This window comes from Armatimonadota bacterium, from assembly GCA_035527535.1.
In the GTDB taxonomy this organism is placed as follows: Bacteria; Armatimonadota; Hebobacteria.
The window spans coordinates 1-23,313 of sequence record DATLAK010000107.1; the positions used below are offsets into that span (position 1 = coordinate 1).

Sequence of the window (23,313 nt, forward strand, 5' to 3'; positions counted from 1 at the left end):
AGGCAGCGACCGACGATCCGGGCGGCGAGAAACCGTCCGGGGAGGCCATTCCCCATCGCGACCCGCCAATTCAACCCAAGGCAAGCGAAAACAGACCGAAAACCACCGCCTGGTCACCGGGTGTGAATAATGCGGGCTAGGCGCGACTGTCTGGGTGATCGCGGACGCGGGGCGGGCGTGCCGGGTAGGAAACGGTCTGGCTGCCGCAGCGCGTCTCAGCGTGCATGAAAGAAGGGCAAGCAGGACACGGCGCAACTGTGGAGAAATCAAGACGCCGGCGCGAACTCTGACGATTGCCCCCCCGAAGCCATAGTCGAAAAGGCGTGGAGCAGCACAGCAGCAGCCCCGCCGGGTGTTGGCGATGGCCAGAGAGCGAGGCTGATTCGCGCCAGGCTCAATCCGCCAGACGATGCTCGGGCGGAACGGGAGACAAGCATGCCAAGCCTAAGAAGGACGAAGCTCGCTATTCACGGCGGACCCCAGACGGTGACGATGGCCGCCGAATTGGCTGCCGCCAACCGGTGGCCGAACATCGGCGACGAAGAACGCGCCGCAGTGGACGAAGCGATGAACCGCGACGATGTGTACGCGCCCATCGCTGAGTTTGAGCGCGACTTTGCCCACTACCACGACGCGAACTTTGCGCTGGCGCAGAACAACGGCACCTCGACTCTCCATTCGGCCTATTTCGCGGTCGGGGTGGAGCCCGGTGACGAGGTCCTCTGTCCAGCGTATACCTGGCATCTGTCAGTGTCACAAGTCCTAGCTCTACATGCCATACCGGTGTTCTGTGACGTGGATCCCGTGAACGGCTGCATTCTGCCGGAGGATATCGAGCGCAAGATCTCCCCTTACACCAAGGCGATCAATGTCCTGCACCCCTACGGCGCCGTGGCGCCGATGGATGAGATCATGGCCGTCGCGCGCAAGCACGGGCTGCCCGTGATCGAGGACTGCTCCCATGCGCACGGCGCGCTTTACAGAGGCAAGAGGGTCGGAACCATCGGCGATATCGGGTGCTTCAGCTTGCAAGCCAGCAAGTTAATGATGGCGGTTGAAGGGGGCGTACTGATCACGGACAACGAGGAGTACTTCGAGCGGGCGGTCGTGCTTGGCCACTACGAGCGGATTCCCAGGCTGCGCTCCGAGCGCTACCGCAAGTACTGTCCGGGGGGCGAGAATGCTCCCACATGCTTCGGATACAAGTATCGTATACACCCCTGGGCAGCCGCGCTGGCGCGCGTTCAGCTGAGGAAGCTCGACGAAGCGAACGCAGCGCGCCGACGCAACCTCGAGTATCTGAGCGAGGGCCTCACGGGCGTCTGCGAGGGATTCGAGCCGCCTGCCGAAGCGCCGGAGACGCGCAGGACCTGGCTCAGCTACATCTGCCAGTATCACGCAGACCGGATGGGCGGTGTCACCCGGGAGGAGTTCGCGGATGCGCTCAGCGCCGAGGGGCTGCCGGCCACGCGAGGGAGGGCCGGATACGCGCCGGTCTACTGGAACCCGCTGTACGAGGAGCGGAACATGTGGGCGCAGGGCTGTCCCTTCGATTGCGCCCACAGCCACCGGCGCGTCGAGTATCGCAGGGGGGATTGCCCGGAAGCCGAGGCGATCTCGAGACGGACGATCGGCCTGCCGGCGTTTCCCTTGCCATGCGACCGGCCGTTGCTCGACCAGTGCATCGAGGCCGTCGCCAAGGTCGGTCGCAACCTCGTGCCGGACCGGGTGGGGCGATGAGCCGAATCTGCGTTGGCTTCACCATGGACTGCGAGCAGTTGAACGAGGACTCGGCGGCGGGTGGGCCGCGCGACTGGGGGGTGAGCGAGCGCGCCATCGTTGGCTTTGCAGACGTGCTGGAGCGGCGCGGCTTTCGCGCGACGTTCTTCGCCATTCCCCAGACCGCGGCGCGGCACGCCAGGCTCTTCCTCGCGCTGGAGGCCCGCGGGTTCGAGCTGGGCCTTCACCTGCACACCCTCGATCAGGGGTGGCGAGACCACCTCGGGGGTCTGGCGCCGGAAGAGCAGCATCGCGCTTTGTCCCAGGCAAGCGCCGCGTGGGCGGAGGCGTTGGGGCGGGAGCCGCAAGCCTTTCGCGCCGGCAACTTCTCCGCCAACGATCAGACCTTCCCGCTTCTCAGCGAGCTCGGGTTCACCCATGCCAGCACCTCCAGCCCGGAGCGCACCCTGGTGGGCGTTCGAGCGGTGTGGGCCGGGGCGCTGCCCTATCCTCACTGGACGCACGCTGGCAATCGGCTACTGGAAGGGGACCTGCCGCTGCTCGAGGTGCCGATCACTACCCATCCCACCGCCCGGCACGAAACCGCGCCGGGGGTTCCGTGGGAACTGCGGGTTGAAGGCGGGCAGTGGGAACATAATCCGCAGATCATCGCCGCCCACCTCGATTGGCAGATTTCCTCGACCTCTGACGGAAACCGGCCGGAGGCCGAGGCCTTGCTCGCCTGCGTTGCCTTCACGCACAACACACGAGAGTACTCCGATCCCCAGGACGAGATGACGAAGCGGCTGGTTCGCGTGATGAACGCGCTGGAACAGGAAGGCGAGCGGCGCCAGATCCCCCTGGAGAAAACCACCATCGGGGGCATTCACCGCATCGCCACCCGCGCGTCGGGGGAGTGAAGAGAGACCCCGCCGGCACCATCCGGGCCGGGGACTGATGCTGCGCGCGGACCACGCGTGACAAGGTGCCACATGGCGACAGGCGATAACGCCGCGATCGGCTTGGTCAGCGGGCTATGCCGGAATCCCTTCTCCCGCTACGTGGGCGAGATCCTCGACGCCGAGGGGTTCACCTATAGCTGGGTCGAGGATCGCTTTGACGGTGATCTGCTCATCGCGCCCAGCCTGACGGACACGCCGCCCCTGGTCGGCGAATGGGCGGCGGCGGGAAAGAATCTGCTGGCGCTTCGGCCGCCACCGGAGCTACTGCCCCTGTTCGGACTGCGCAGCAAGCCTGGACGCCCCCTGGCTTGGTCCGACCGGTACCTTCGCTGCCGCGACGAAACGGTGCTTCAGTACCACGGTGCGGCGGACTTGGTGCAAGCCGCCGGCGCTGAGGTGCTGGCATGGCTTCAGTTCGATCTTGACGATCCGCCCAGCGCGCACCCCGCCATTGTGCGGCTGGACGACGGAGCGCGCCGGGCTGCTTTCACCTTTGACCTCGCCCAGTCCACCCTGCTGTTCCGCCAGGGGCGCGCGGATCAGGCCAGCGACGGCACCAACCCCGATCCGGATGGGGACGAGATGTTCAAAGCCGCCGACTTGTTCGTGAACTTTCTCGATCCGCGGCTAAAGGCCAGCCCGCAGGCAGACCATCAGCTTGATCTCTTCGTCGCGCTCATCTGGTGGCTGACGGAGAAGACGGCGCCGGTGCCGCGGGTTTGGCGATTCCCGTCCGGCCAGCCGGCCGCAGCGCTGATGAGTGGCGATAGCGATGGATGCGCCGCGGAAGGGCTCCATCTGGCCTTCGATCTCGCCCAGCAGCGCCATGCGCCATACAGTCTCTACCTGATGACCCAAGACTTCGCGTCTCTTCCTCCAGGCGAAGTCGCAGACTTGGTGCAGCGAGGGCACAGCGTCGGCCTACACTCATGGTGCGGCCCGAGGCCCACCACCGAACAAATGCGCTGCCATCTGGCCGCCGAGTATCGCGGCTTCCAGCAGCGCTACGGGTACCTTCCCACCAGCACGCGCCACCATTCGGGTATCATCGCCGGGTGGACCGAGACCCAGGAGGCGCTCGACCATATCGGCGTTCGCCTGGACCTGAACGTTTTTCCGGCTCGCCAGGCCCAGTGGGGGTTTGTCAACGGCTCCGCGCGCACGATGAAAATGTGTCGCCGCGACGGAAGGCTGCTCAGCATCTACCAGCACTCCGCGGTGACCATGGATGACTGTATGCTGCAAGACAAGACCGCGTTTCCTCCGCTCTCCGTGGACCAGGCGATTGACCTCACCCAGCATCTGCTGGCCGAACTGTCCGGCAAGTGGCATGGACTCTACCTGCCTTGCTTCCACCCGGTTTACCTCATGCAGCCGAACGCCGTCACCTTGCCCTGGTACGAGGCGACCCTGCGCCTGCTGCAAGACAAGCGCATACCGGCCCTGAGCGCCGACGAGTGGGCCGCGTTCAATGACCTTCGCCGCGGCGTCCGAATCGAGAAGCGCGCAGACGCGTGGAAGGTGAGCGCAGCCGAAGCCGTCGCCGGCCTGACCATCGAGTGGCCGCGAGGCGCGGCCGCGGCAAGACTCGACGGCGCCGCCTGCCCCACGGAGGCCGGAGCGTGCGCCGGGGTCGAGACGAGCAGGGTCATTCTGGACTTGGGATCGGGCGGCACGGCGAGACTGGAGGTCGCTTGATGGAACCGCTTGTGCTCTCGGGAACGTGCCAGCAACAGGGGCGGCAGCATGGCGCCGCGATGGGCGAGCCGATCCGGCGCATACTGGCCGATGTCATGCATCCCGAGAAGTGGGATCGGGAGCGCGTGGGCCGATACCTGGATCTGCTGGAGGACAACATGCAGCGGCTGTGCCCCCAGATGCTGGAGGAGATGCGCGGCATCGCCGAGGGCGCGCAGATCCCCTACCGGGATATCCTCGCCTACAACTGCATCGCCGACATCGGTGCGGTCAACGCTTACTGCACCAATATCGCCTTTCAGTCCACCCCGGACGGGCCCGCCATCGGCAAGACCAATGACATCGGTCGAAATCTGCAACACTACCACGTGGTCTTTCGACGTGACCACGGCGACGGACAGCCTCTGCTGTGGGTGACCTGGCCGGGAACGGTGTGGGCGAACTGCTTCGTCAACGGGTCGGGCCTGGCATTCGGCGGGGCCAGCGTCGCCACGCGGCTGCGCAACGAGGAAGGGATTCCATCCAATGTGATGCTGCGGCTTGCCGGCGATATGGCGGCCGACGTGGAGGAAGCGACGCGGCTTCTCCGCGAGACGGCGATGATGCACGCCAGCCTCAACATCACGCTGGCGGATGCCTCGGGAAGCCTGGCGGTGGTGGAGAAGGCGCCCGACGGCTGCGAGGTGCGGCAGCCGGACGAACGGGGCGTCTTGTTCGCAACGAATCACTTCTGCACCCCGGGGCTCGTTGGCACCGATACGCCGGAACTTGCGTCCAAGCTCAACAGCGAGAGGCGCTTCGAGAACCTGCGCCGGCTGACGGCCGGCGGCGAGCAAACGGTCGAGCGGCTTCAACGTCTCCTCGCCGATCACACCGACCCCGGCGCTATATGCCAGCACGGCCAGCAGGAAATGTGGACTACCGTCGCATACGTGGTGGTCCCGCGCACGCGCGCACTCTACTTCGCGTATGGCAGACCGTGCGAGACGCCGTTCGAAGAGTTTAGGCTGTGACGGTGGCGCAACCCGCTCCCGGCGCGGAGCGACGCGTTGGCAAGCGCGCTCGTCGGTCGCGCGCAACAGCGACGCACCCGTCGCACCCCAGCCCATGATTCGTGCCAAGGAGGCAGCGCAAGTTGAAGGTCGGATTACACAGCATCACCTACGCGGGCTTCTTCTATGACGGCGGGCCGCTGACCATCGAGCAGATCATAGACAAGGCCGCCCACTACGGGTACGAGGGCGTGGAGGTCATGGCCAAGCGGCCCGTCGCTTCGCCGTTCGACGTGGATGCGGAGCGTGCGAAGCGCATCCGAGACCACGCCGCCAAGCGTGGCGTCGCTCTGCCGTTTGTCGCGGGCTACATTGACCTCTCCAAGCCCAGCGCCGTTGACCGGGAGAAGGAGATGGTCTTCGCGCGCGAGACGATGCGCCTCGCCCGCGACCTGGGGAGCCCTTACGTGCGCGTCTACGCGGGGGGAGAGAAGATTCACGAAGGGGCTCCCATCACCGACCAGTGGCAGTGGTGTGTCCAGCATATCAAGGAACTGCTGCCGGTCGCCGAGCGCTTCGGGGTGCGGATCGCGCTGGAAGTGCACACCGGGGCGGCACAGAACGCCGACGCCTTGCTCGACATGCTCTCCCACGTGGGATCCGACGAGGTGATGGTCTGCGTTGATCCGCCGCTCTTGGCTATCCGCGGGGAACCCGCCTACGAGTGGGCCAAGCGCATCGGCAAGCGCATCGTGCACGCTCATATCGTGGATTTCCGATGGGCGTCACCCCTGGTCGAGTACATGGCGGTGCCGGGGCTGGCGGTGCGCAAGATAGAGCGCCTGATACAGTGCCCGCTGGGGCAGGGGGTGGTCGAGATCGAGCCCTTCATGAAGGCGTGCAAGGAGTTCGGCTACGAAGGATACTTCGCCTTCGAAGTCTGTACGCCGTTCCACGTCGGCCATAGGCTTCCCACGATTGATGACGTGCACCGATTGGTCGAGCAGGCGGCGCCTTACCTCAAGTCCGTGCGCGACCGCCTGTGACCTGCCGCTCCCAGTTATCCTTGTCAAGGAGCCGTGAAGCCGGCCTGGGATCATGCTGCCAACCTATATGCCGTGGTTCGAGTACCCGGGAAAACCGGCACTCGATGCTACCCGACACATGCTTGGCGGAAAGTGCAGGCCTGTGCCAGTGGTCGCCACAGTGGACGATCTCCGGCGTCGCGCCGTCCAGCGTCATGTGCCCGCGATACCGGTTGTGGCTAGGCCTTTGGCCGCCATCCCGGCCCGAAGGGCCTAGGGATAGTGGACTCCGAAGTCACCGAGTAGAATCTTCAGATGATCCAAGCCGCGGATGACGGGCACCCGTCTCAGCCATTCCTGCTTCAGGGTGAGGTTCGCACGCTCGGTAACCGCGATGGAGCCGTGCTGGCCGACAGCCCCAAAGCGTTGCGTCACCTCCCAGCGGTCGGCTAACTCCGCGAAAGCGCCACAGGTGAACACCGCCTCCTGGTCGGTAATAATGTACTTCGGCGCGCCGTGGCGGGCAAAGACCGATTCCAGCGCAGTTGTGACCCGGCTAGCGTTGGGACCTTCGAGCGGGCAAGTCGTGGTAACCATCCGGGAGTAGTGGTCTACCCGCGGTGTCCGGATTTGCTGGAGGAGGTGGGCTATGCCCCGAGATGAATGCTCTCGCCTGCAAGCGGCGGTGGCATCGGAATCGGGTTTGGACGAGAGACTCCGACGTCACGCTGAGGCATGCCGGCAGTGCGCCGCGCTAATCACCATATCGGGCCTAGTCGCCCCGCCTGTTGCGGTTGACGACGACGGATTGGCGCGGTCGATGAGGGAAGCCGCCGGGGCAATCTCCGACCGTCGGGCGCGGCGCTGGGAGCGGCGTCGGCGCGTCGGGCCGCTCATCGTCGGGGCGGCCGGCTGGCTCCTCGGCGCGACGCTGATCGCAGTTGGCGTCCTTAGTGGAGGCGTAGGCGGTCTGTTCGTTTCACGGGCGTCTGTATCACCGGCACCATCGGCTGCGGATGCTGCGATGACGACGTTTCTGATGTCCGCGCCGCCGGCGGATGCGAAGATGATCACGATGGTCTTCGTAGCGTCAGCTGTCTGGCTGGCGACGGTCGTAGTCCTATCCCGTGTGCGAGGCTTTGTTCCTCGCGGTGGCGGAACGACTACCTGAAGAGGCGCAGCGAGCGGCGGCCCACCGTGCGGCGCGGCCTTGCGCGGACTGTGAAAGGTGCAATCGAGATAGGGACAGGTACGCTTGCTCCGAGTTCTGACAGAACCCTGCCATTCAACTCGAATGGATGGGGTCTGGCTTCGTCCTGATCTGATAGAGATCTCGTTCGCGTATCTCCTTCGCTCGCTTGGCAATCTCCTGGAAATCAGTCTCCACTCCGAACACACACCCGTTTATCTCAGGACAAATCACTCGAATCAGCTCGACCGAAGCCCGAGCACAGTCCTCAGGCTGCCCGTATAGCTTCTCATCCACTATGCGCCGGAGTTCGCCGATCCACTTCTTGCCGCCGGGGGTGTTTAGCTGAGGCTCCCAGATTTCCGTGTACACGGAGCCTGGCCCCATTCCCACTACGTAGATGTTGTAGCCATCATGCTCCAGCTCCCGAGCCAGGGTGTCGGTAAGCCGCATCAGCGCTGCCTTCGAGCAGCCATATCCAGTGGCGCCTGGGAAAGGCGCCGACGAGCCTCCGCCGTCCATGTTTATTATCAACCCTGTGTTGCGCCCCATCATGTGCGGCAGGACAGCCCGGCAGCAGAGCATGGGGCCCAGGACGTTGTTTGTCATGTCCTGCCACCAGACATCTTCGTCCACTTCCCAGAGCGCCCCTATGGCCATGAATGTGGCTGCGTTATTGTACAGCACATCGATCTGGCCGAAGCGCTCCAGCGCCGCCCTGGCAACGTTCTCCACTTCATCCTTCTTGGTCACGTCCGCCCTGACCGCGAGCGCATGCCCACCTTCTCTTTCGACTAGCCCCACGGTCTCTCGAAGTCGGTCCTCCCGCCGAGCGCAGCAGACTACATTGGCTCCTTGCCTGGCATACTCTACAGCTATCGCGCGTCCGACCCCAGCACTCGATCCGGTAATGATGGCTGTTTTCCCCTGTAGATCCATATAAGCATCCGCCTTCCTGAAATAGAGATGTGCGTCTTCCGCGTCAGTGGGACTTTCCCGGGGGTGAATCAAGGTGCAGGTCCGGTGTCCCTTCTCCCGCATCCTGTTGCGTCCGCGCGAGCTTGCGATAGTGCTCACGCCTGGGCCACCAGGGTGCGAATCCGAAGCAGCATTCGCCGCGCCAGGATCGCTTCCCTGCGGCCAAAATGGACATCATCCGGAGTGACGTTTTTCAGCGCCTCGTGGTAGCGGCGCTGGGTGTCCCTATCAGCAACCCGTGACACCGGCCTCCCACTGGGCGGCCAGCCGGTAGGCTGTGGTTCGAGTATCGGGGAACAACCGGCGCTCGATGGCAAGCTCAGAAGCCCGTGAGAGCGGTCTCACGGGCGGTTGACAAGCACACGGAGCGCCAATACCTGGATGAAAGCCTGGGCCGGAAAGAACACCGCGCTTGTCAACGGCGCGCACGTCCAACCCGACCATGCACCCCGGCTGGTTCAGGGTCGTCTGGAGGTTCCCGCGTCTCAACCCGCAAGCCTGCCAAGATAGACGGCAACAATGGATAAGACGCGGATTCCCCGCGCGTAACCGGCGCCGTGACTGAGCGCGTGGTGCGACAGCGGAGGGCGGAGCCCCGTCCCCGCTTCCGCTCACTCGCGCAGCGGCTCGCCCAGGCTGATCACGGTCACGTAGGCCCGGGCACTCACGCCCCGCGGCGCATCGCACGCGAACTCCACCTGGTTCTCCCCTGCCGCGAGTTCGGGCGCCTCGCCCTGGGGCTGCACCTCGCAGATGAGCCCTCCGGCGGGGTCGTAGAGCTTGCAGTCCGACATCGAGCGGAACTCCAGGTAGCTCCCGGTCTTGATGTCAACGGGGAAGGTAATCGTCTTGCCGCCGATGCTCACCGCCGGGTGGTGCAGCGTCGTCTCCACCAGGGGCAGGCCCTTCACCGGGCCCAGGTAGCACGCGACGCGCTTGCCGGGCGGCAGGTTGTTGCACCACAGGCCCAGCGACGCCAGCTTGGCGTAGTCCACGTTGTTGCTGTACATCGCGAAGGCGCCGCCGTACGGCCAGGAGTAGTCCTGGTAGCGTTCCCCCTCCGGCTCGATCAACTCGAAGTAGCGCCAGCCGGTGAACTCCACGGTGATGTAGTGATCGTGGATGCCATACGCCACGTACTCGGGGCTCCTCAATTGCAGGTTGAGCACCTCGCCATTACCGTCGCCGTACACCCACACGCCCAGTGCCCGGTTCTGGCTGAGGTCGAGCGGCGTCGCGAACTCCCGAACCATCTTGACCCACGACGACCTGCGATTACCGCGGTCGCTGGTCGCGGTGAAGCAGCCGCTCGCGGCGCTTTCCTTGACCTGCTCAGTCGAGGACTGCAGGTCGGCGGTGACGCCGGACTGGGCACCGCGGTCGGCGAACTCGCCGGGGCTGGCGAAGTCGGCCAGCGTCACATTGCCCGCCGCGTCGTAAGGGCCCGCGGCCAGCAGCGCCTCGATGCGCAGCTGCACGGGCTGCGGCCCGAACTTGTTGCCGACGCGCCACACGTTGCTCCAGCCGTTGATCCCCTCCACCTTGTGCCGCGCATACTCGGCCGGGCGCAACCGCCACCTCCCCTCCTCGTTGACCAGCGTGTACTCATCGCCGGGCACCCGCAGCTTCGCCTTGATGGACTCGGGGAAGCAGTGCGCGTGGCGCAGGTCCTCGTACTGCTTCATGATCGCGGCCAGCCTGCCGAGCGCGGGGACCTGTTCCACGTTTTCGGGGTAGATGCCCATCACCGAGAGTCCGGTGTCGGTGCCCAGAGCCTTGCAGCACAGGTACTCGATGTCATCGGAGAAGGTGGGCTCGCGGTCCGCGCCGCTCCAGGTCAGCAGCGCCCACCACCCCAGTTGCCCCGGCAGGAACAGCTTGCGGTTCGCTTCGTTCGCGCCGCAGTGGATGTCTATGAAGCGCTTATAGCTGCGCGTGGGATGGTCCCAGGCGCCCATGCGCGAGCGCACATACCACAGGTGATGGTGGAATGTGCTCATCTCCATGAGCGCGGGGCGCTCCAGGTGCTTCCAGATCTCGAACACGAACCGGGAGCCGTAGTGCCAGGAGTTCTCGCGCCCGCCGAGGATGCCTTCGCCGTCCAGCGCGTCGAGGTAGATCATGTCGAAGCCGCCTTGGTTGAAGGCCTGCGCCGTCTTCTGGGCCACCTCGCTGAACAGCGTGGAATCCGGATCGGGGACGAACAGCCCGAAACATTCCTTGAGGTGCCCCACGCGCGCCCCCTGCGCGTGCGCCGCCGCGTGCGTGCCGTAGGCGCCCCGCTGGCAGCCGGTGAAAGCGTAGGGCGGGGCCTTCGAGACCGCGCCGTACACGATGAGTTCGTCGTCAATCTGCACGGTCGCGCTGTTGCGTACCTGGAAGCCCGTGACGGCCGACACCTTCTCTGTTGACTCCACCACCGGGACCGTGGTTTCCTCCGCGCTCAACGGCGCCGCCAGCGTGAACGTCGCGTCCTTGGCCAGTCGCGGGTCGGGCAGCGGTGTCACCCACGGGCAGTCCTTGGCGATGAAGAAAGCGTAGGTGTGCAGCCCGGCCTTGATCCCGGCCGCGTGCAGCCTGTCGGTGACGGCTTTCATGCTGGCGAAGCCGCGCGGGTACCACTCGGGGTTGGGGCGGCAGTCGCCGAACCGGAAGGAGCCGCCGCCGTGGAAGTCTATCTGGTTGAACCCGATGGAGTGTGCCAGCTCGATCCACGCATCCACGGTCTGCTCGGTGAGGTTGCCGAAGTTGAACAGATACGAGCCCTCGTTGATCTTCTGCCCCAGGGCCCAGGGTCCCCCAATGGGCGAGTGCGGCAAGTCGGGGGCCGCGCTTAGCACCTCCTGCAGCGCGCGCCGCAGCTCGCCCGGCGGGCAGGCGATGAGCGCCGCCTGCGCGCCCACCAGGCCGAACCTCGCGGAGCACGCTGCCTGCAGCCGGTCCTGCGGTCCGGGCAGGGCGCGCACGTTGGTCTTCAGGTTGAGCGCCAGGGCGCAGCAGGCGAACGGCTCCTCCAGGCTGCCTTTCAGCGTGAGCGGGATGTCGGTGAACACCAACTCCTCGACCTGCTCGCCGGTGACTGACAGCACCTCAAGCGTGAGGTGGTCCTGCTTGGCTGCCACTTGCAGCACCGCCCTCACCCCGGCCGCGCCGAACTCGAGCGTGATCTTTCCCTGCCGATAGGACGCCGCCGACGCCGGGTACTCCCGGCCCGCCTTTTTCACCGATGCGAACGCCGGCGCAGGCTCGCGCCGGCAGTAGTCGGCGCCGGTTCGCTTGTCCAGCAGGTGGAGCGTCTGCCCGCCCGAGCCGATCTCGAAGCGAGCGTGCGCCGTCTCGAAGGTGAAGCTCATGCAAGCCTCCTGACGAGGCGCCGCCGGCGCCGCCGGGGCCGTCGGCGGGGAAGGCCTACGGCGCGCCGCTCGCACGCAACGGCTTCGGGAGACGCTGCGCGGGCAGGCGGTCGTGCATACCCTTGCCGCGGTGGATGCCGCGGTAGCTGAAGTTGACAAGGAGACGGCAGAGGAGCTTCCTGCGTATGGTGAAGCTGCGCTTAAGGATCGACGGTATCGAATAGAAACGCCCGTAGGCGTACCGCTGTCCCTGCCGCAGTTCGAGGTCTGTCATGTGCTGGGGACGAAACACCACGTTGCTCATGGTGTAGTGTGACCAGTCGTGATCCAAGATCCGCCCCTCGCGCTCGAGCTGCTGACGAATCGCCGTGCCCGGGAAGGGAGTGAGCACAGCGAACTGGGCGGCGACCAGCTTGTGCTGCTCCGCGAACGCCACCGTCCTCGCGAAGACGCCGCCGTCATCTCCGTCCAACCCCAGGACGAACGACCCGATGATCTCAATGCCCGCCTTGTGGATCGTCCGAATGGCCGCGCCCATATCCGTCCCCAGGTTCGGTGCCTTGCCGGTGGCTCGCAGGTTCTCCTGGGAGAGCGATTCCAGACCGACGAACATGGCCTGGCAACCACTGCGAGCGGCGAGGGAGAGGAGCTCCGGGTCCTTCGCCATGGTCAGATCGGCCTGGCCGATCCAGCGGGTACGAAGCGGGATCAGCGCCTCGAACAGCTCCTTCGCCCGGTGTGGGTAGCCGGCGATGTTATCGTCAACGAACCCGACCCATCCCCCGAGCGAGTTGACCTCCTCAACCACTTCGCCAACGGGTCGGAAGCGGTAACGCCTGCCCGATACCGTGCTCACCGTGCAGAAGGAACACGCATTCGGGCACCCGCGCCCGGTTTGAACGACATTGGTGGTAAGGTACCGCTCGACCTGAAGCAGCTCGCGGCGAGGGAGAGGGAGACCTGCGAGATCGGCGTAACCATCATGCTTGTAGCGAGGCCTGAGACGACCGGCTGCCAGATCTGCCAACACCTCCCGCCAGACCGGTTCGGCCTCGCCGATGACAACCGCGTCGGCGTGAGCGGCGGCCTCATCGGGCAGCACCGTGGGGTGAATGCCGCCCATGACGACCGGTATGCCTCGTTGCCGGAATGCGTCGCCGATTACATACGCGCGGGGCGCGGAGGCAGTCATGCAGGTAATCGCCACCCAATCCACATCGGCGTTCGTGTTGACGGCCTCGACGTTCTCGTCAACCAGCCGCACGTCCACGTCCGGCGGCGTCAGGCCCGCCAGCAGTGGCAGCACCAGCGGAGGCGCCAGCACTTTGCCTCCACCCCACCACCCCTGCGACCACGCGGGCGCGATGATGAGCAGCCTTGGCCTGTTCCTCTTCACAATCGTCTCACAGTCAGCGCTCCCTATCGTACAGTGGCGGCAAGCGGCCAAGCCGCAAGCAGACCGATCCCGGACACTGTCCCCTTAGCGCCGGAAGCGCCTCCTGCGGGGGCGCTTCGCGGCATGCTTGGCAGCCCTGGCGTCGTCGCGCTGCCGCTGGCAGGCCGGACACGCCCGAGGCGCCGGATAGCCAGCCTGGTCGTCTGCAGCCTGCTCAGCAGCCGGCTAGAGAAAGGTCTGCCCGCACACCTCGCAGACAAGCTCGACGTCGGGCATGCCTGTGGGTGTCAAATAGCAATGAGACACGTCTGGGAGCCCTCTGGGCTTGCCTGTGAGCCGTAGGGTTGTCGGTCCTCAGCGATCTTGAGACAAATCGGGGGGTGAATTAACGTACAGGTCCGGTGTCCCTGCTCTTGCATCTTGTTCCGTCCGCGCGAGCTTGCGGTAGTGCTCACGCCTGGCCACCAGGGGCCGAAGCTGAAGCGGTTTTCGCCGCGGCGGGATGGGTTCCCTTTTGCCCAGAGCATGTGCGTCCGCGGGATATCATCACCCGGCCTCGCCCCCCGCCGACCGTTCCGTTCGGAAACGCGGAAATCGCCGTTCCCCTTTCCAGCGAAACGACCATGAGAATTGAGGGAAACGGGCAGGTGTCGCTCACAATCGCGCATAATAAGCATACAAGCGCCATCCATTATGGCGAACAACTACCTGGGAGGCACGAAGAATGACCAAGTCACAGTTGTTGGCGGCTGCGGCAAAAGCAGCCGGGGTTCCAGCCCAGCAGGCGGGGAAGGTCGTCAACGCGGCACTGGACGCAATCGCTCACGCTCTGGGCAAGGGCGAGAAAGTGCAACTGATCGGCTTTGGTACCTTCGAGGTACGGGAGCGCAAGGCGCGCACCGGCATCAACCCGCGCACCCAGGAGAAGGTGAAGATCAAGGCAGCCAAAGTGCCGGCCTTCCGGGCAGCCCAGCCGCTCAAGGCCAAGGTTGCGGGCAAGCGCCGGGCAGCCAAGCGCGCGTAGCCCTCGAGGACGGCCAGCAGCGTCAGTACCAGCCCGATGCGACCGACATGGCTCGATGTGGGTGTCAACCGCCAATGAGACCGGCTCGGGGCAGGCAGGCGGGGTTCTGGTTCGCCTGAACGGCTACTGACGTCGGTTTCTGGCGGCACACCCGCGTTTGCACACGACGCTGCTCGGAATGCGCGCGAGCGGGTAGAGGCGGCCTCATTCACGCTTGGCACGCACACACTGACCGTCACCCGATTCCAACCTGCGACCACCTGATTTGGCAAGCCCCAGGGCTTTCCGTCTCCAGCGCCTCTCGGCGATTCGCCCATCGCTTGCGTGCCCTCGTCCTCATGCGGACCGCAGCGGGGCTGCTGATCCCCGAAGAGACCCTGCCTGGGCGGCTTCCGTTACTGCGCCCATCCCGCCTGGATGCCTCCCGCCGCGCCCACGTAGCCCTTGCCCTGCTGGTAGAGGTCGCGCAGTTCCTGGGAGCGTACCGCCTGCTGCCCGACGTTGACGGCCGACACGTTCTCGAGATAGGAGCCCCGGCTCAGCTGCTGCGCTCGCTTCTCGGCCGCCTCCGCCTCCGCCTGGGCGGCTTCGGGCGGCGGCCCCAGCCAGGTTTCGCCCCGGTAGAAGGCGTAGCGGTCGCCCTCTCCCCGCACGATCGCCGTGGCCTGGCCCCGGATGGCGTCGGCGATGAACACACCGCGCAGGTCGGTTTCGCCGGAGACGAACTGCCCGCTCTCGGAGCCGATCACCTTGACGTGCACCTTCGAGGCGTACTCGCCCGTCTTGGTGTCGCGAACGTTCACCCGCACTCGCCCGGCCTGCGCGTCCTCCTGGGCGTCCACGGCCAGGGGCGTCACCAGCAGCAGCCCGGAGGCGTACATGCCGTCGCTGCGGGCCAGCACCAGGTAGGCGCCTTCCTCACCCAGGGCCAACTCCAGGGTCTTGGTTTCCGCGCGGGCGCCGGTGTCGGGATTGAGGGCTACGGTGGCCTGGTGAAGCGGGCTCACCCCGGCCAGATCAATGCGTGCGGCCTCGGCCAGGCTGCGGCGCGTGAGGTAGAGTTTCATGAGGTCCACGCGATAGACGCGCACGTCGGTTTCCTTGAGGTTGCGATAGGTGAGCGTCACCGCCGCCTTCCCGCCGGGCTCCGCGATGGTCACCTCGGGGAGGGAGAGGGACTGTTTTTCGAAGTAGTCGGCGGCCTCTTTGGCCTCGGGGTAGCGGTCGGCGACCATCCGGTAGTACTCGACCGCCTTCGCCGGCTCGCGCGTGGCGTGGTAGATCTGCGCGGCGATGTAGAGCGCCAGGATCTTGTTCTTGCTCTCCTGCTCCACGCCGTGCTCGTCCACCGTCTTGGAGGCGGCCACCTGCTGGGCCACCTCGAGCGCGCGCTGATGGTGGCCCAGCCAGAACTCGCCCACCGCCTCGATGTAGCGGAAGTCGTCGCGGTAGGCGCTCTCGGGGTAGAGGGCGTCGAAGCGCTGCGCCAACTTCACCACCGAGTCGTAGTCCTCTAACTCCAGGAAGGCGTTGGCCAGCGAGAAACTGGCCTCATCGCAGATCGGGTTCCTCGGGTACAGGGTGAGGAACCGGTTGATGAGCCCGATGGTGCGCAGCAGCACGTCCTGCTTGGTGAGCCCCTTCTGCAACTTGGGGAGTTCGTCGGGCTTGAGCGCCTTCTCATAGAGCGCCTGGGAGATGGCGTAGTAGGCCGACTCGGTGGCCGGGGTGTCGGGATAGGCGCGCCAGGTGGCGACCATGTGGTCAATGGATTCGAGGAACCGCCCCTGTTGCTCCAGCACGCCGGCCACGGCGGCGTCGCGCAGGAACGAGGCGTCGGTGATGGCGCGGTAGGCCAGGCAGGCGCGCTCCTCCTCGCCGACCTGGCGGTAGGCCCCGGCCACGCCCAGCATCTTGTCGAAGGGCAGCACCGCCTCCGGGTAGCGCTCGCGCAGCACCTCGAAATACTTCACCACTTCCTTGGGTTGGCGCCGCTCGACCGCGATGTCCAGAAGCATCCGGGCGGTCTCGCGCAGGGGCTGGTCGTTGAGTTTCCACTGCTCGTAGAGTTCCGCCAGTGGGGCCTGGGCGTCGTCGTAGCGGCCGTCGGCGAAAAGCGCCTTGCCCAAGTTGAAGAGTTCATCGGGGGTGGCGCGGTACTTGTCGGTGGACTTCTCGCCGCGGGCCAGCACGGTGAGGCCCAGGGGCGCACCGATGGCCACCACTTCAGACCCGTAGGCGGTGCGGATCACCGTGGGCAGCACGCGGTACTCGCCCGGCGCGTAGCCGTAGAGGTCGTAGCGGATCTCGCCGCTGCGGCTTCCCCGGGCGTAGAAGATGAGCCGGCCGTCGGCCTGGGTGAAGTGGAGGAAGGCGCCGTAGATCGAGCCCTCCACCACGGTGGCGCCCGCGGGGAGCGTGTCCTCAATCACCAGGAAGTCGTCTTCGACGGCGGACCGCGGCGGATTGCCGGTCCGGTAGTGATACAGCGTCACACGCGCCAGGTTGCCGGCCGGCAGTTGCGACACCTCGTTGTAGAAGTACTGGTAGTCGCGGGCCACGCTGAAGCCCGTCTGGAGGGGGCGGCCCTTGTACTCGGGAGCGGGCGGCTCGTAGCGGCGCGTCGAGATACGGTAAGGCAGGTCGTCGCCCTTGCCAAACTCCGAGGAGAAGCCGGTGAGCGCGGCGGCGTAGGAATACTCGCCGCGGCCCTCCAAGTGGAAGTCGAGGCGGTTCTCGCCGGCGCGCACCGCGCCGCGGGGCACCTCGATCACGGCCGTCGGCGAGGCGCCGGTCACCTCGAGCGCCTTCACCTCGGCGCCGTTGACCTTCACCGCGAGCCGGTAGCGCTCGGCGGCGTGCTCGGCGCCCGCGTAGTATCCGCAGAGCGCCGCCAGGACCGGGCCCTTCGCCTTGGCCGGCTGCCAGCCGGCGCCGTGCCGCTTGCTCATGAGCCACGCCACGGCCTGCTTGATCTTCGGCGATTCGGGCCGCGCCCGTTCGGCGGCCAGCGTGGCCAGGGCGGTGGTCTCGACATCGCTCTGCAGCCAGGGCTGGTTGCCCTTGCCGGGCCAGGTCGCCCCGGTGTCGCCGTCCAGGGGCTCCTCGCGCGCGCGGGCCAGGAGCGTGTCGAGCACCTCGCCGGCGATCTCCTTGCGCTCCAGGTTCACGAAGGTGAGCGCCAGCAACGCCAGGCCACCGTCGCTCATCTGGTCGCGCATCCGGTAGAGGCGGTGCGCGAACTCGAACTCGGCCTTCTTCTCCAGCGAGAGCGCGTGCAGGAGCGCCGCTTTGCCCTCGCTGTCGGCCAGGTCGGCCTTGGCGAACTGGTCGGTGAGATAACCGGCCGCGCGGTTGGTGGCCTCGGCGCCCACGGGGAGCCCCCGCTCCTTGGCCAGCGAGAGCGCCCACAGCGCGCGGCTGGAGGCGTAGCGGTCGCTCTCGCCGCGGCCGGCCCAGGGCCAGCCGCCGTCCTCGCGCTGGCTCACCAGCAGGTCGGCCAGCAGCGCCTCGGCGCGCGACTGCAATTGCGGCCAATCGGCGGCCCCGCCGCCGGCGGTGCGCTTGACGTACTCCATGCACGACAGGACGCCGAGCAGTTCGCTGGCGGTGTCGGCGCGGGTATCGCAGCGCTGTCGCCAGCCGGGCATGGAAACGGCATCGAGGGCGATGTCCACCAGCGTGCGGTTGAGGCTGGGGCCGAGCACGATCCGCAGGCCCAGGCCGGTGTACTCGCGCCCGGTGGGCAGAGCCAGGGTGACCGTGCGGTCGTCCGCGGCCAGACCGCTCCTGGCGGCGGCGAACTCGATGCCCCAGGGCGCGATCGGGACCGTGCGCTGGATGCGATCGGAGGCGCCGCCCAGCGTCGCCGAGAGCGAGAACATGGCCTGCTCTGCGAGGGGCACCGTCGCCGCTTCGAACACCGTTTCCCAGGCGCCGGGCCCGCCTACCTGGACGGTGCGCGTCTGCGCGGCGGCCTTGTCGCCGAAGCGCGTCTCGAGGGTGAGGGCCGCCTCGCCCTTGAGGCCGTCGGCGGCGTGCACACGGGCCGTGATACGTGGCTGGTCGCCCTCCATGAAGACGGGCGGCACGCGCAGTTCCACGAAGAAGTCCTTGGCCACGGTGATGCTGCGGCTGGCCTGGCCGGCCAGCGTGCCGGTGTTGATCCCGCGCGCCACCAGTTCCCACGAGGTCATGGTGTCCGGCGCGGGGAAGGTGACGCGCGCCTTGCCCTCGGCGTCGGTGATGATCGAGGCGCTCCAGTAGGCCGTTTCAGGGAAGCGCTCGCGCAGGGGCGGAGACACGGGAGGCGGCGGCTTGGCCGCCGGAAGCGCGCGAGCCACTCCCAGCGCGTTCAAAGGCGCGTACGCTCCGGCCGGCCCTGGCGGGCCGGCGGGGCCCTTGAGAGCCAACCTAGCCCCAGCCACCGCCAAGTCGCCCAATACGGGAACCTTTTCCCCGGCGGGCGCGCTGCGCGGCACGGCGGCGCGGGCCTGGGCCAGCACCTCGTCGCGTCTGCGCTTCGCCTCTTCGAGGCGCGCCAGGCGCTCCTGCTCGGCCAGCACGTCGGTGACGGCGGGCATGGTGCGGGCGGCGTAGGTGAAGGTGCAGGAGGTGTCGGTGCGCATGCGCGCCTCGCGCCGCCCGGCCGCGAAGTAGCCGGCCAGGTCAGGCGCGGGATCGGGGAACTGGGCCAGCAGCGCGTGGTCCACCACCGCCAGCGAGAGTTCGGCGCGCACCGGCTTGCCCAGGCTGTCCTCGGCGGTGATGTCCACGGTGACGGGCTCGCCGGGCGCGAACTTCTCCTTGGAGGGCTTGAGCGCCACGACCAGGTGCTGCCGCACGCTGAACGCGCGCACCGCCGTGTAGAACTGGTTGCCCTGCATCACCGCCACCGAGAGGCCGAAGTTGGGGAAGTGCTCCTCGCCCACGGCGATCTTCACCGGGTTGGCGCCGGGCCTGATGGGCATGAGGCGGTACGAGATGATGGCGTCGCCCTCAAAGGTGACCAGCGCCAGCGCCTCGGGCAGGCGGGAGTAGAGGTTGACCTCGCCCATCTCTCCCACGTCGAAGCCGCCGCGCTCGGTGAGCAGGAGCAGTTTGGTCGGGTCGTCCTGGTCGGAGATGCGCACCTGGCGGTCAGTGGTCACGGTGTGGCCGAACTGGTCAACCGCGGAGAGGCGCAGAATATGGATGCCGCCCTTCCCGAGCGCCAGCGCGACGCCGGCGTTGCCCCCCTTGTCGGTCTTGAGGGCGTGCTTCTCGGCCTCGACCTCGCCCCAGCGGCCCTCGGCCTCGACGCGGCGCAGTACGCGCAGCGTCGCGTCGGTGGCCACCGGCTTGCCCATGGGGTCTTTGGCCGTGATGCCCACGTGGAACTGCTCGCCGGCGAGGTACACGTCGCGCTGCGTGGCCACGCTGAGGCGCAGCCCCAGCACGGCCACGTACAGGTTGCGCGCAGCGCCCACGTCCTCCTCGGGCAGCCGGGCGTTAAGGGTGATGCTCTGGTCCTCGCTGAACTCGCGCGTGTCCAAGGAGAAGGCGAGGCGGCCCTTGGCGTCGGTCTCGCCGGTGAGGTGGCGGCCGTCGGGAAGCCAGTACTCGACCTTGGCCCCGGCCACCGGCTCGCCGTAGTGATAGGTGGCCACGATCGCCCCGTCGATGCGCTCGCCGCGGTAGACCACCCAGCGCGGCACTTCGATCTCCAGGTTGACGGGCCGCAGCGAGTAGGCGTGGACGCGGAACTCGCCGGTGAAACTGGACTTGCCGTGCTGGTACACGCGCAGGCGGTACGCGCCCGCGGGAGCCTGCTCGTCGAGAGTGAACGCCTCGGCGAAGGCGCCGAACTCGCCCAGGGTCACCGGGCGGCTCAGGAGCACCCGGCCGCGCGCATCGGTGACCTCGAACTGGTAGGTCGCCTCCGGCGCGAAACCGTAGCGGCCATCCGTGAGTTCGCGGACGATCCCGCGCACCTGCACCGTCTGCCCGGGCCGATAGGCCGGGCGGTCGGTGTAGAGGTAGCCCTTAGCGGCCAGCGCCTCGCTGGGGCGCAGGCCAGCCAGGTCGAGCAGGTTGCCGGCGCAGTGGCCTCCCGAGGTCGCGAACACCGAGACAGCGCCGGCCGACTTCAGTTCGTCCAGTTGCTTGCGGAACACGCCGTCGGGCCCGGCTTCGCCCTCGAAGAACACCTTGCCGCCGTCGCTCACCAGCACCGCCGCGCCCGGCCAGCCCGCGTTAGTGCGCATGTTCTGCGCGAAGACGAAGGTTTCGCTGCGCGAGGACTTGACGATGATCTCGAGGTCGCTGCGGATGAGCAGGGTGGTGGCTTCGAGGTTCTCGCCGTCGGTGACGGTCACCGCGTACACGCCTGGCTCTTCGAAGGGCATGGGGAGGTCTTGCGCGATCTGCAGGTAGTCGCCGTAGCCCTCGACGTTCACGTCCCAGGACTTGGTGGGGTTCACCAGGTTGATGTCCAGCGCCTCGACGCCGGTGATGCGCTGCTTGCTGCGGAAGTAGGCGGCGAGGTCGAGACGGTAGGCGCGCAGGGTGAGGGCCTTGAGGTTGCGCACGTTGACGTGGATGGTGGCCGCCTCGTTGGTGCGGAAGACGCGCTCGGTGATCACCTCCAGGTGCTTGGCCTGCATGCGCGCGATGGCCTCGCGCGCCGGGCCTACCTGGGGCCCCCAGGTGCACTTCTCGAACTCCTTGAGGGCGGTCTCGGGGTCCTTGAGTTTGGCGGCGTAGGTCTCGGCGATGGCGTACTGGGCATTGGAGGCGGGATCGGTCTTGGGGAACTTGCTGACCAGCCGGCGCCAGGCCTCGATGGCCTCTGTGAACTTTTTCTCCGCGGTCAGCGCCTGGCCGACGCCGAACATCGCCTGGGGAGCGCGCGAGTCGAGCGGGTGCTGCGCTAGGAAGCGCTCGAGGGCGGCGCGGGCTTCGGGGTAACGCTTCTCGGCCAGCAGATCGCTGCCGATCTGGAACTCAATGCCGATGCTGGCCTGTTGGGAGCCCTGCCAGTCGGGGCCGTCGGGGTACTTCTTGGCGTAGGTTTGCCAGGTCTGGAGGGCGAAGTCGTACTTCTTCTGGCGTTGATAGATCAGGCCGAGTTGATAGGTGGCGCGCATGGTGAGAGTGCGCAGGGCTTCCTTGGCCTTGTCGGTCTTTGCCTGGTAGCCTTCGCCGGCCAGGAATGCCTGGAAGGCCCTCGCCGCTTCCTCGTCGCGGTTGCGGTGCATGTAGGCGGCGCCGATGTCATAGGTGGCTTGCACCGCCTGCTCGTTGGCCGGGAACTCCGACAGGGCGCTGCGCAGTGCCTCGACGCCCAGGCTGAGCGCTTGGTCGTCGCCGGGCGACGGGATCCCATAGGCCTTGGGCATGGCGTAGGCGACCGTGGCCTTAAGGGCCTCCAGGTCGGCCTTCCGGTCCGCGGGGGCCGACTTCACGGCCTCGGGCAGGTCGCGGCCCAGGTCCTGCCACATGATGTGCGCCCCCTGCTGGTTCCCCGTGGCCAGCAAGCATTCGCCGCGCCAGAACCGCACCCGGAAGCGCTCGGGGCCGGGAGCCTCCTTGAGGTAGCGGTCGTAGTCCTGCACCGCGTTATTCCACTGCTGGCCAGCCTGTAAGATGCGGCCCATCTGCGCCAGGACGCGCGAGCGCCCATCGGGGCTGAGGGCGAGATCGAGCGCCTCGGCGGCGAGGTCGTGGGCCTTCTGGTAGTCGGGCTTGGTGTCTTTGTCCTCGGGGTGGAGCAGTTCGTCGGCGAGGCGCAGGTAGAGGTCGGCGATGGCGTCCTGGCGCTGGGGAGACACCAGGTGGGAGGCGTCTTTTTCGTAGATCTCGGCGGCGTGAGCATAATCCTTGGCAGCCAGGTAAGCGGCGGCCATACGGAATCGCGCCTTGGCGGCCCACAGGCTCCCTGCCCAGGTGTCGCGGAAGGGGGCCAGCGTGCTGACCGCCGCGGCGTTGTCGCCGGCATAGTGCTGGGCGAGACCCTTGAGATAGGTAAGGTACTCGCGCTGCTCGCCCGTGGCCTTGGGGAGGGCGTCGTCGAGCGCCGCGATGGCCCTGGCGAACTGCTTCTCCTGCATGGCGCCCGCCACCGCGACCGGGGCCTGAACCGGCTCTTCGGGCGCCGCGGCAAATGCGGCTGCGGCGCAGAGAAGAAGCATCGGGATGATCAACCACGCCGGATTAACGCGTCGGGTCATAATGAGCCTCCCATCCCCACCGAGTTGCAGGTACGCCTTGGGGCCGCATGCGCAGCGCCATCTGGCAATAGGACGCCGCTGCCTGCGGAATTGTTCCGATGGCGTCCGGATTATCCCCGGCGCCCAGGCGGACGCCCGCTTGCTGATCCAATGCCGGGCTCAGGGCGCGTCCGCCACTGCGGCGAATAGGCTGCGGCAGCATCGGGCCCCCACGCCCGGAATCCGGCCTGTGGGGCCATCGTGGGTTGGCTTGTTCTCTTCGGTCCCTGAGCCTATCGGTGTCGGTCCTCCGCGTTAGCGGCACGAATCAGGGGGGGTACTGGGGTACAGGTCTGGGGGTCCCTGCCGGTGCATTCTGACCATTCCCCCTCATCCGGCGATAACGCTCTCGCCTTGCCACCAGGCTCCTAACCCGCATTATTCATACCCGGTGACCAGGCGGTGATTTCCCGTCTGTTTTCGCTTGCCTTGGGTCGGATTAGCGGGTGGCGTCCGCATCCAGGATGATGCGGGTCGGCGGCGTCGCCCGCCGGCACTCCACGAACAGCTCCACCAGCGCCGCCGACATGCGCACCAGATCCTTGGCTCCTACCGCATTCTCCAGCCGCGACAGCGTCGGTTGGCTACCCAGCGCGGCGCCCGTCACCGGCGCCCGCCCCAGCGCCAGTTTGAACAACCCATCGGCGCGCAGGGTGTCGAAATCATTGCAGTGGCTAAGCTCCAACGAGTCGGAGCCGCCATGGCGGCCCGAAGGGCCTAGCCATCCT

General features: G+C 66.9%; 13 protein-coding genes. 6 read left to right on the forward strand and 7 right to left on the reverse strand.

Annotation, left to right across the window (positions count from 1 at the left end):
• Positions 1-435 precede the first annotated feature (435 nt).
• From VM221_07765 to VM221_07785, 5 genes are all read left to right on the forward strand, one after another.
• Positions 436-1,740, forward strand: coding sequence for a DegT/DnrJ/EryC1/StrS family aminotransferase (locus VM221_07765; protein ID HUT74715.1), 1,305 nt, complete (start codon positions 436-438; stop codon positions 1,738-1,740).
• Positions 1,737-2,639 (forward strand): polysaccharide deacetylase family protein, encoded by a 903-nt coding sequence (locus VM221_07770; GenBank protein ID HUT74716.1) that lies wholly within the window; start codon positions 1,737-1,739, stop codon positions 2,637-2,639. Before VM221_07765 ends, VM221_07770 begins: the two co-directional genes overlap by 4 nt.
• Positions 2,640-2,711: 72 nt before the next feature.
• Positions 2,712-4,379 carry a hypothetical protein gene (locus VM221_07775; GenBank protein HUT74717.1) on the forward strand — a complete coding sequence of 556 codons (1,668 nt, stop codon included), beginning with the start codon at positions 2,712-2,714 and terminating at the stop codon, positions 4,377-4,379.
• Positions 4,379-5,392, forward strand: a complete 1,014-nt coding sequence (locus VM221_07780) for a C45 family peptidase (protein HUT74718.1) — start codon at positions 4,379-4,381, stop codon at positions 5,390-5,392. The genes VM221_07775 and VM221_07780 overlap by 1 nt, the downstream gene beginning before the upstream one ends.
• Before the next feature lie 122 nt (positions 5,393-5,514).
• Positions 5,515-6,417, forward strand: coding sequence for a sugar phosphate isomerase/epimerase (locus tag VM221_07785; GenBank protein HUT74719.1), 903 nt, complete (start codon positions 5,515-5,517; stop codon positions 6,415-6,417).
• A 252-nt stretch (positions 6,418-6,669) separates the two neighbouring features.
• Here VM221_07785 and VM221_07790 read toward each other — a convergent pair whose 3' ends face one another.
• The 5 genes from VM221_07790 to VM221_07810 form a co-directional block, all read right to left on the reverse strand.
• On the reverse strand, positions 6,670-7,047 hold the full coding sequence (locus tag VM221_07790) for a DDE-type integrase/transposase/recombinase (GenBank protein ID HUT74720.1): 378 nt from the start codon (positions 7,045-7,047) through the stop codon (positions 6,670-6,672).
• Positions 7,048-7,681: 634 nt separating this feature from the next.
• On the reverse strand, positions 7,682-8,626 hold the full coding sequence (locus VM221_07795) for an SDR family oxidoreductase (protein ID HUT74721.1): 945 nt from the start codon (positions 8,624-8,626) through the stop codon (positions 7,682-7,684).
• Between the two features lie 32 nt (positions 8,627-8,658).
• Positions 8,659-8,808, reverse strand: a complete 150-nt coding sequence (locus VM221_07800) for a hypothetical protein (GenBank protein ID HUT74722.1) — start codon at positions 8,806-8,808, stop codon at positions 8,659-8,661.
• Between the two features lie 366 nt (positions 8,809-9,174).
• Complete coding sequence (locus VM221_07805; protein HUT74723.1) at positions 9,175-11,916, reverse strand: hypothetical protein; 2,742 nt, start codon at positions 11,914-11,916, stop codon at positions 9,175-9,177.
• Positions 11,917-11,971: 55 nt separating this feature from the next.
• A complete protein-coding gene (locus VM221_07810; GenBank protein ID HUT74724.1) occupies positions 11,972-13,312 on the reverse strand; it encodes a radical SAM protein in 1,341 nt (446 codons plus the stop codon).
• A 724-nt stretch (positions 13,313-14,036) separates the two neighbouring features.
• Between VM221_07810 and VM221_07815 the strand changes: the two genes are divergently transcribed.
• A complete protein-coding gene (locus tag VM221_07815) occupies positions 14,037-14,336 on the forward strand; it encodes an HU family DNA-binding protein (protein ID HUT74725.1) in 300 nt (99 codons plus the stop codon).
• 395 nt (positions 14,337-14,731) lie between these two features.
• Here VM221_07815 and VM221_07820 read toward each other — a convergent pair whose 3' ends face one another.
• On the reverse strand, positions 14,732-22,546 hold the full coding sequence (locus VM221_07820; GenBank protein HUT74726.1) for an MG2 domain-containing protein: 7,815 nt from the start codon (positions 22,544-22,546) through the stop codon (positions 14,732-14,734).
• Between the two features lie 478 nt (positions 22,547-23,024).
• Positions 23,025-23,313 (reverse strand): transposase (locus VM221_07825; protein HUT74727.1); only part of this gene is annotated, 289 nt, incomplete at its 5' end.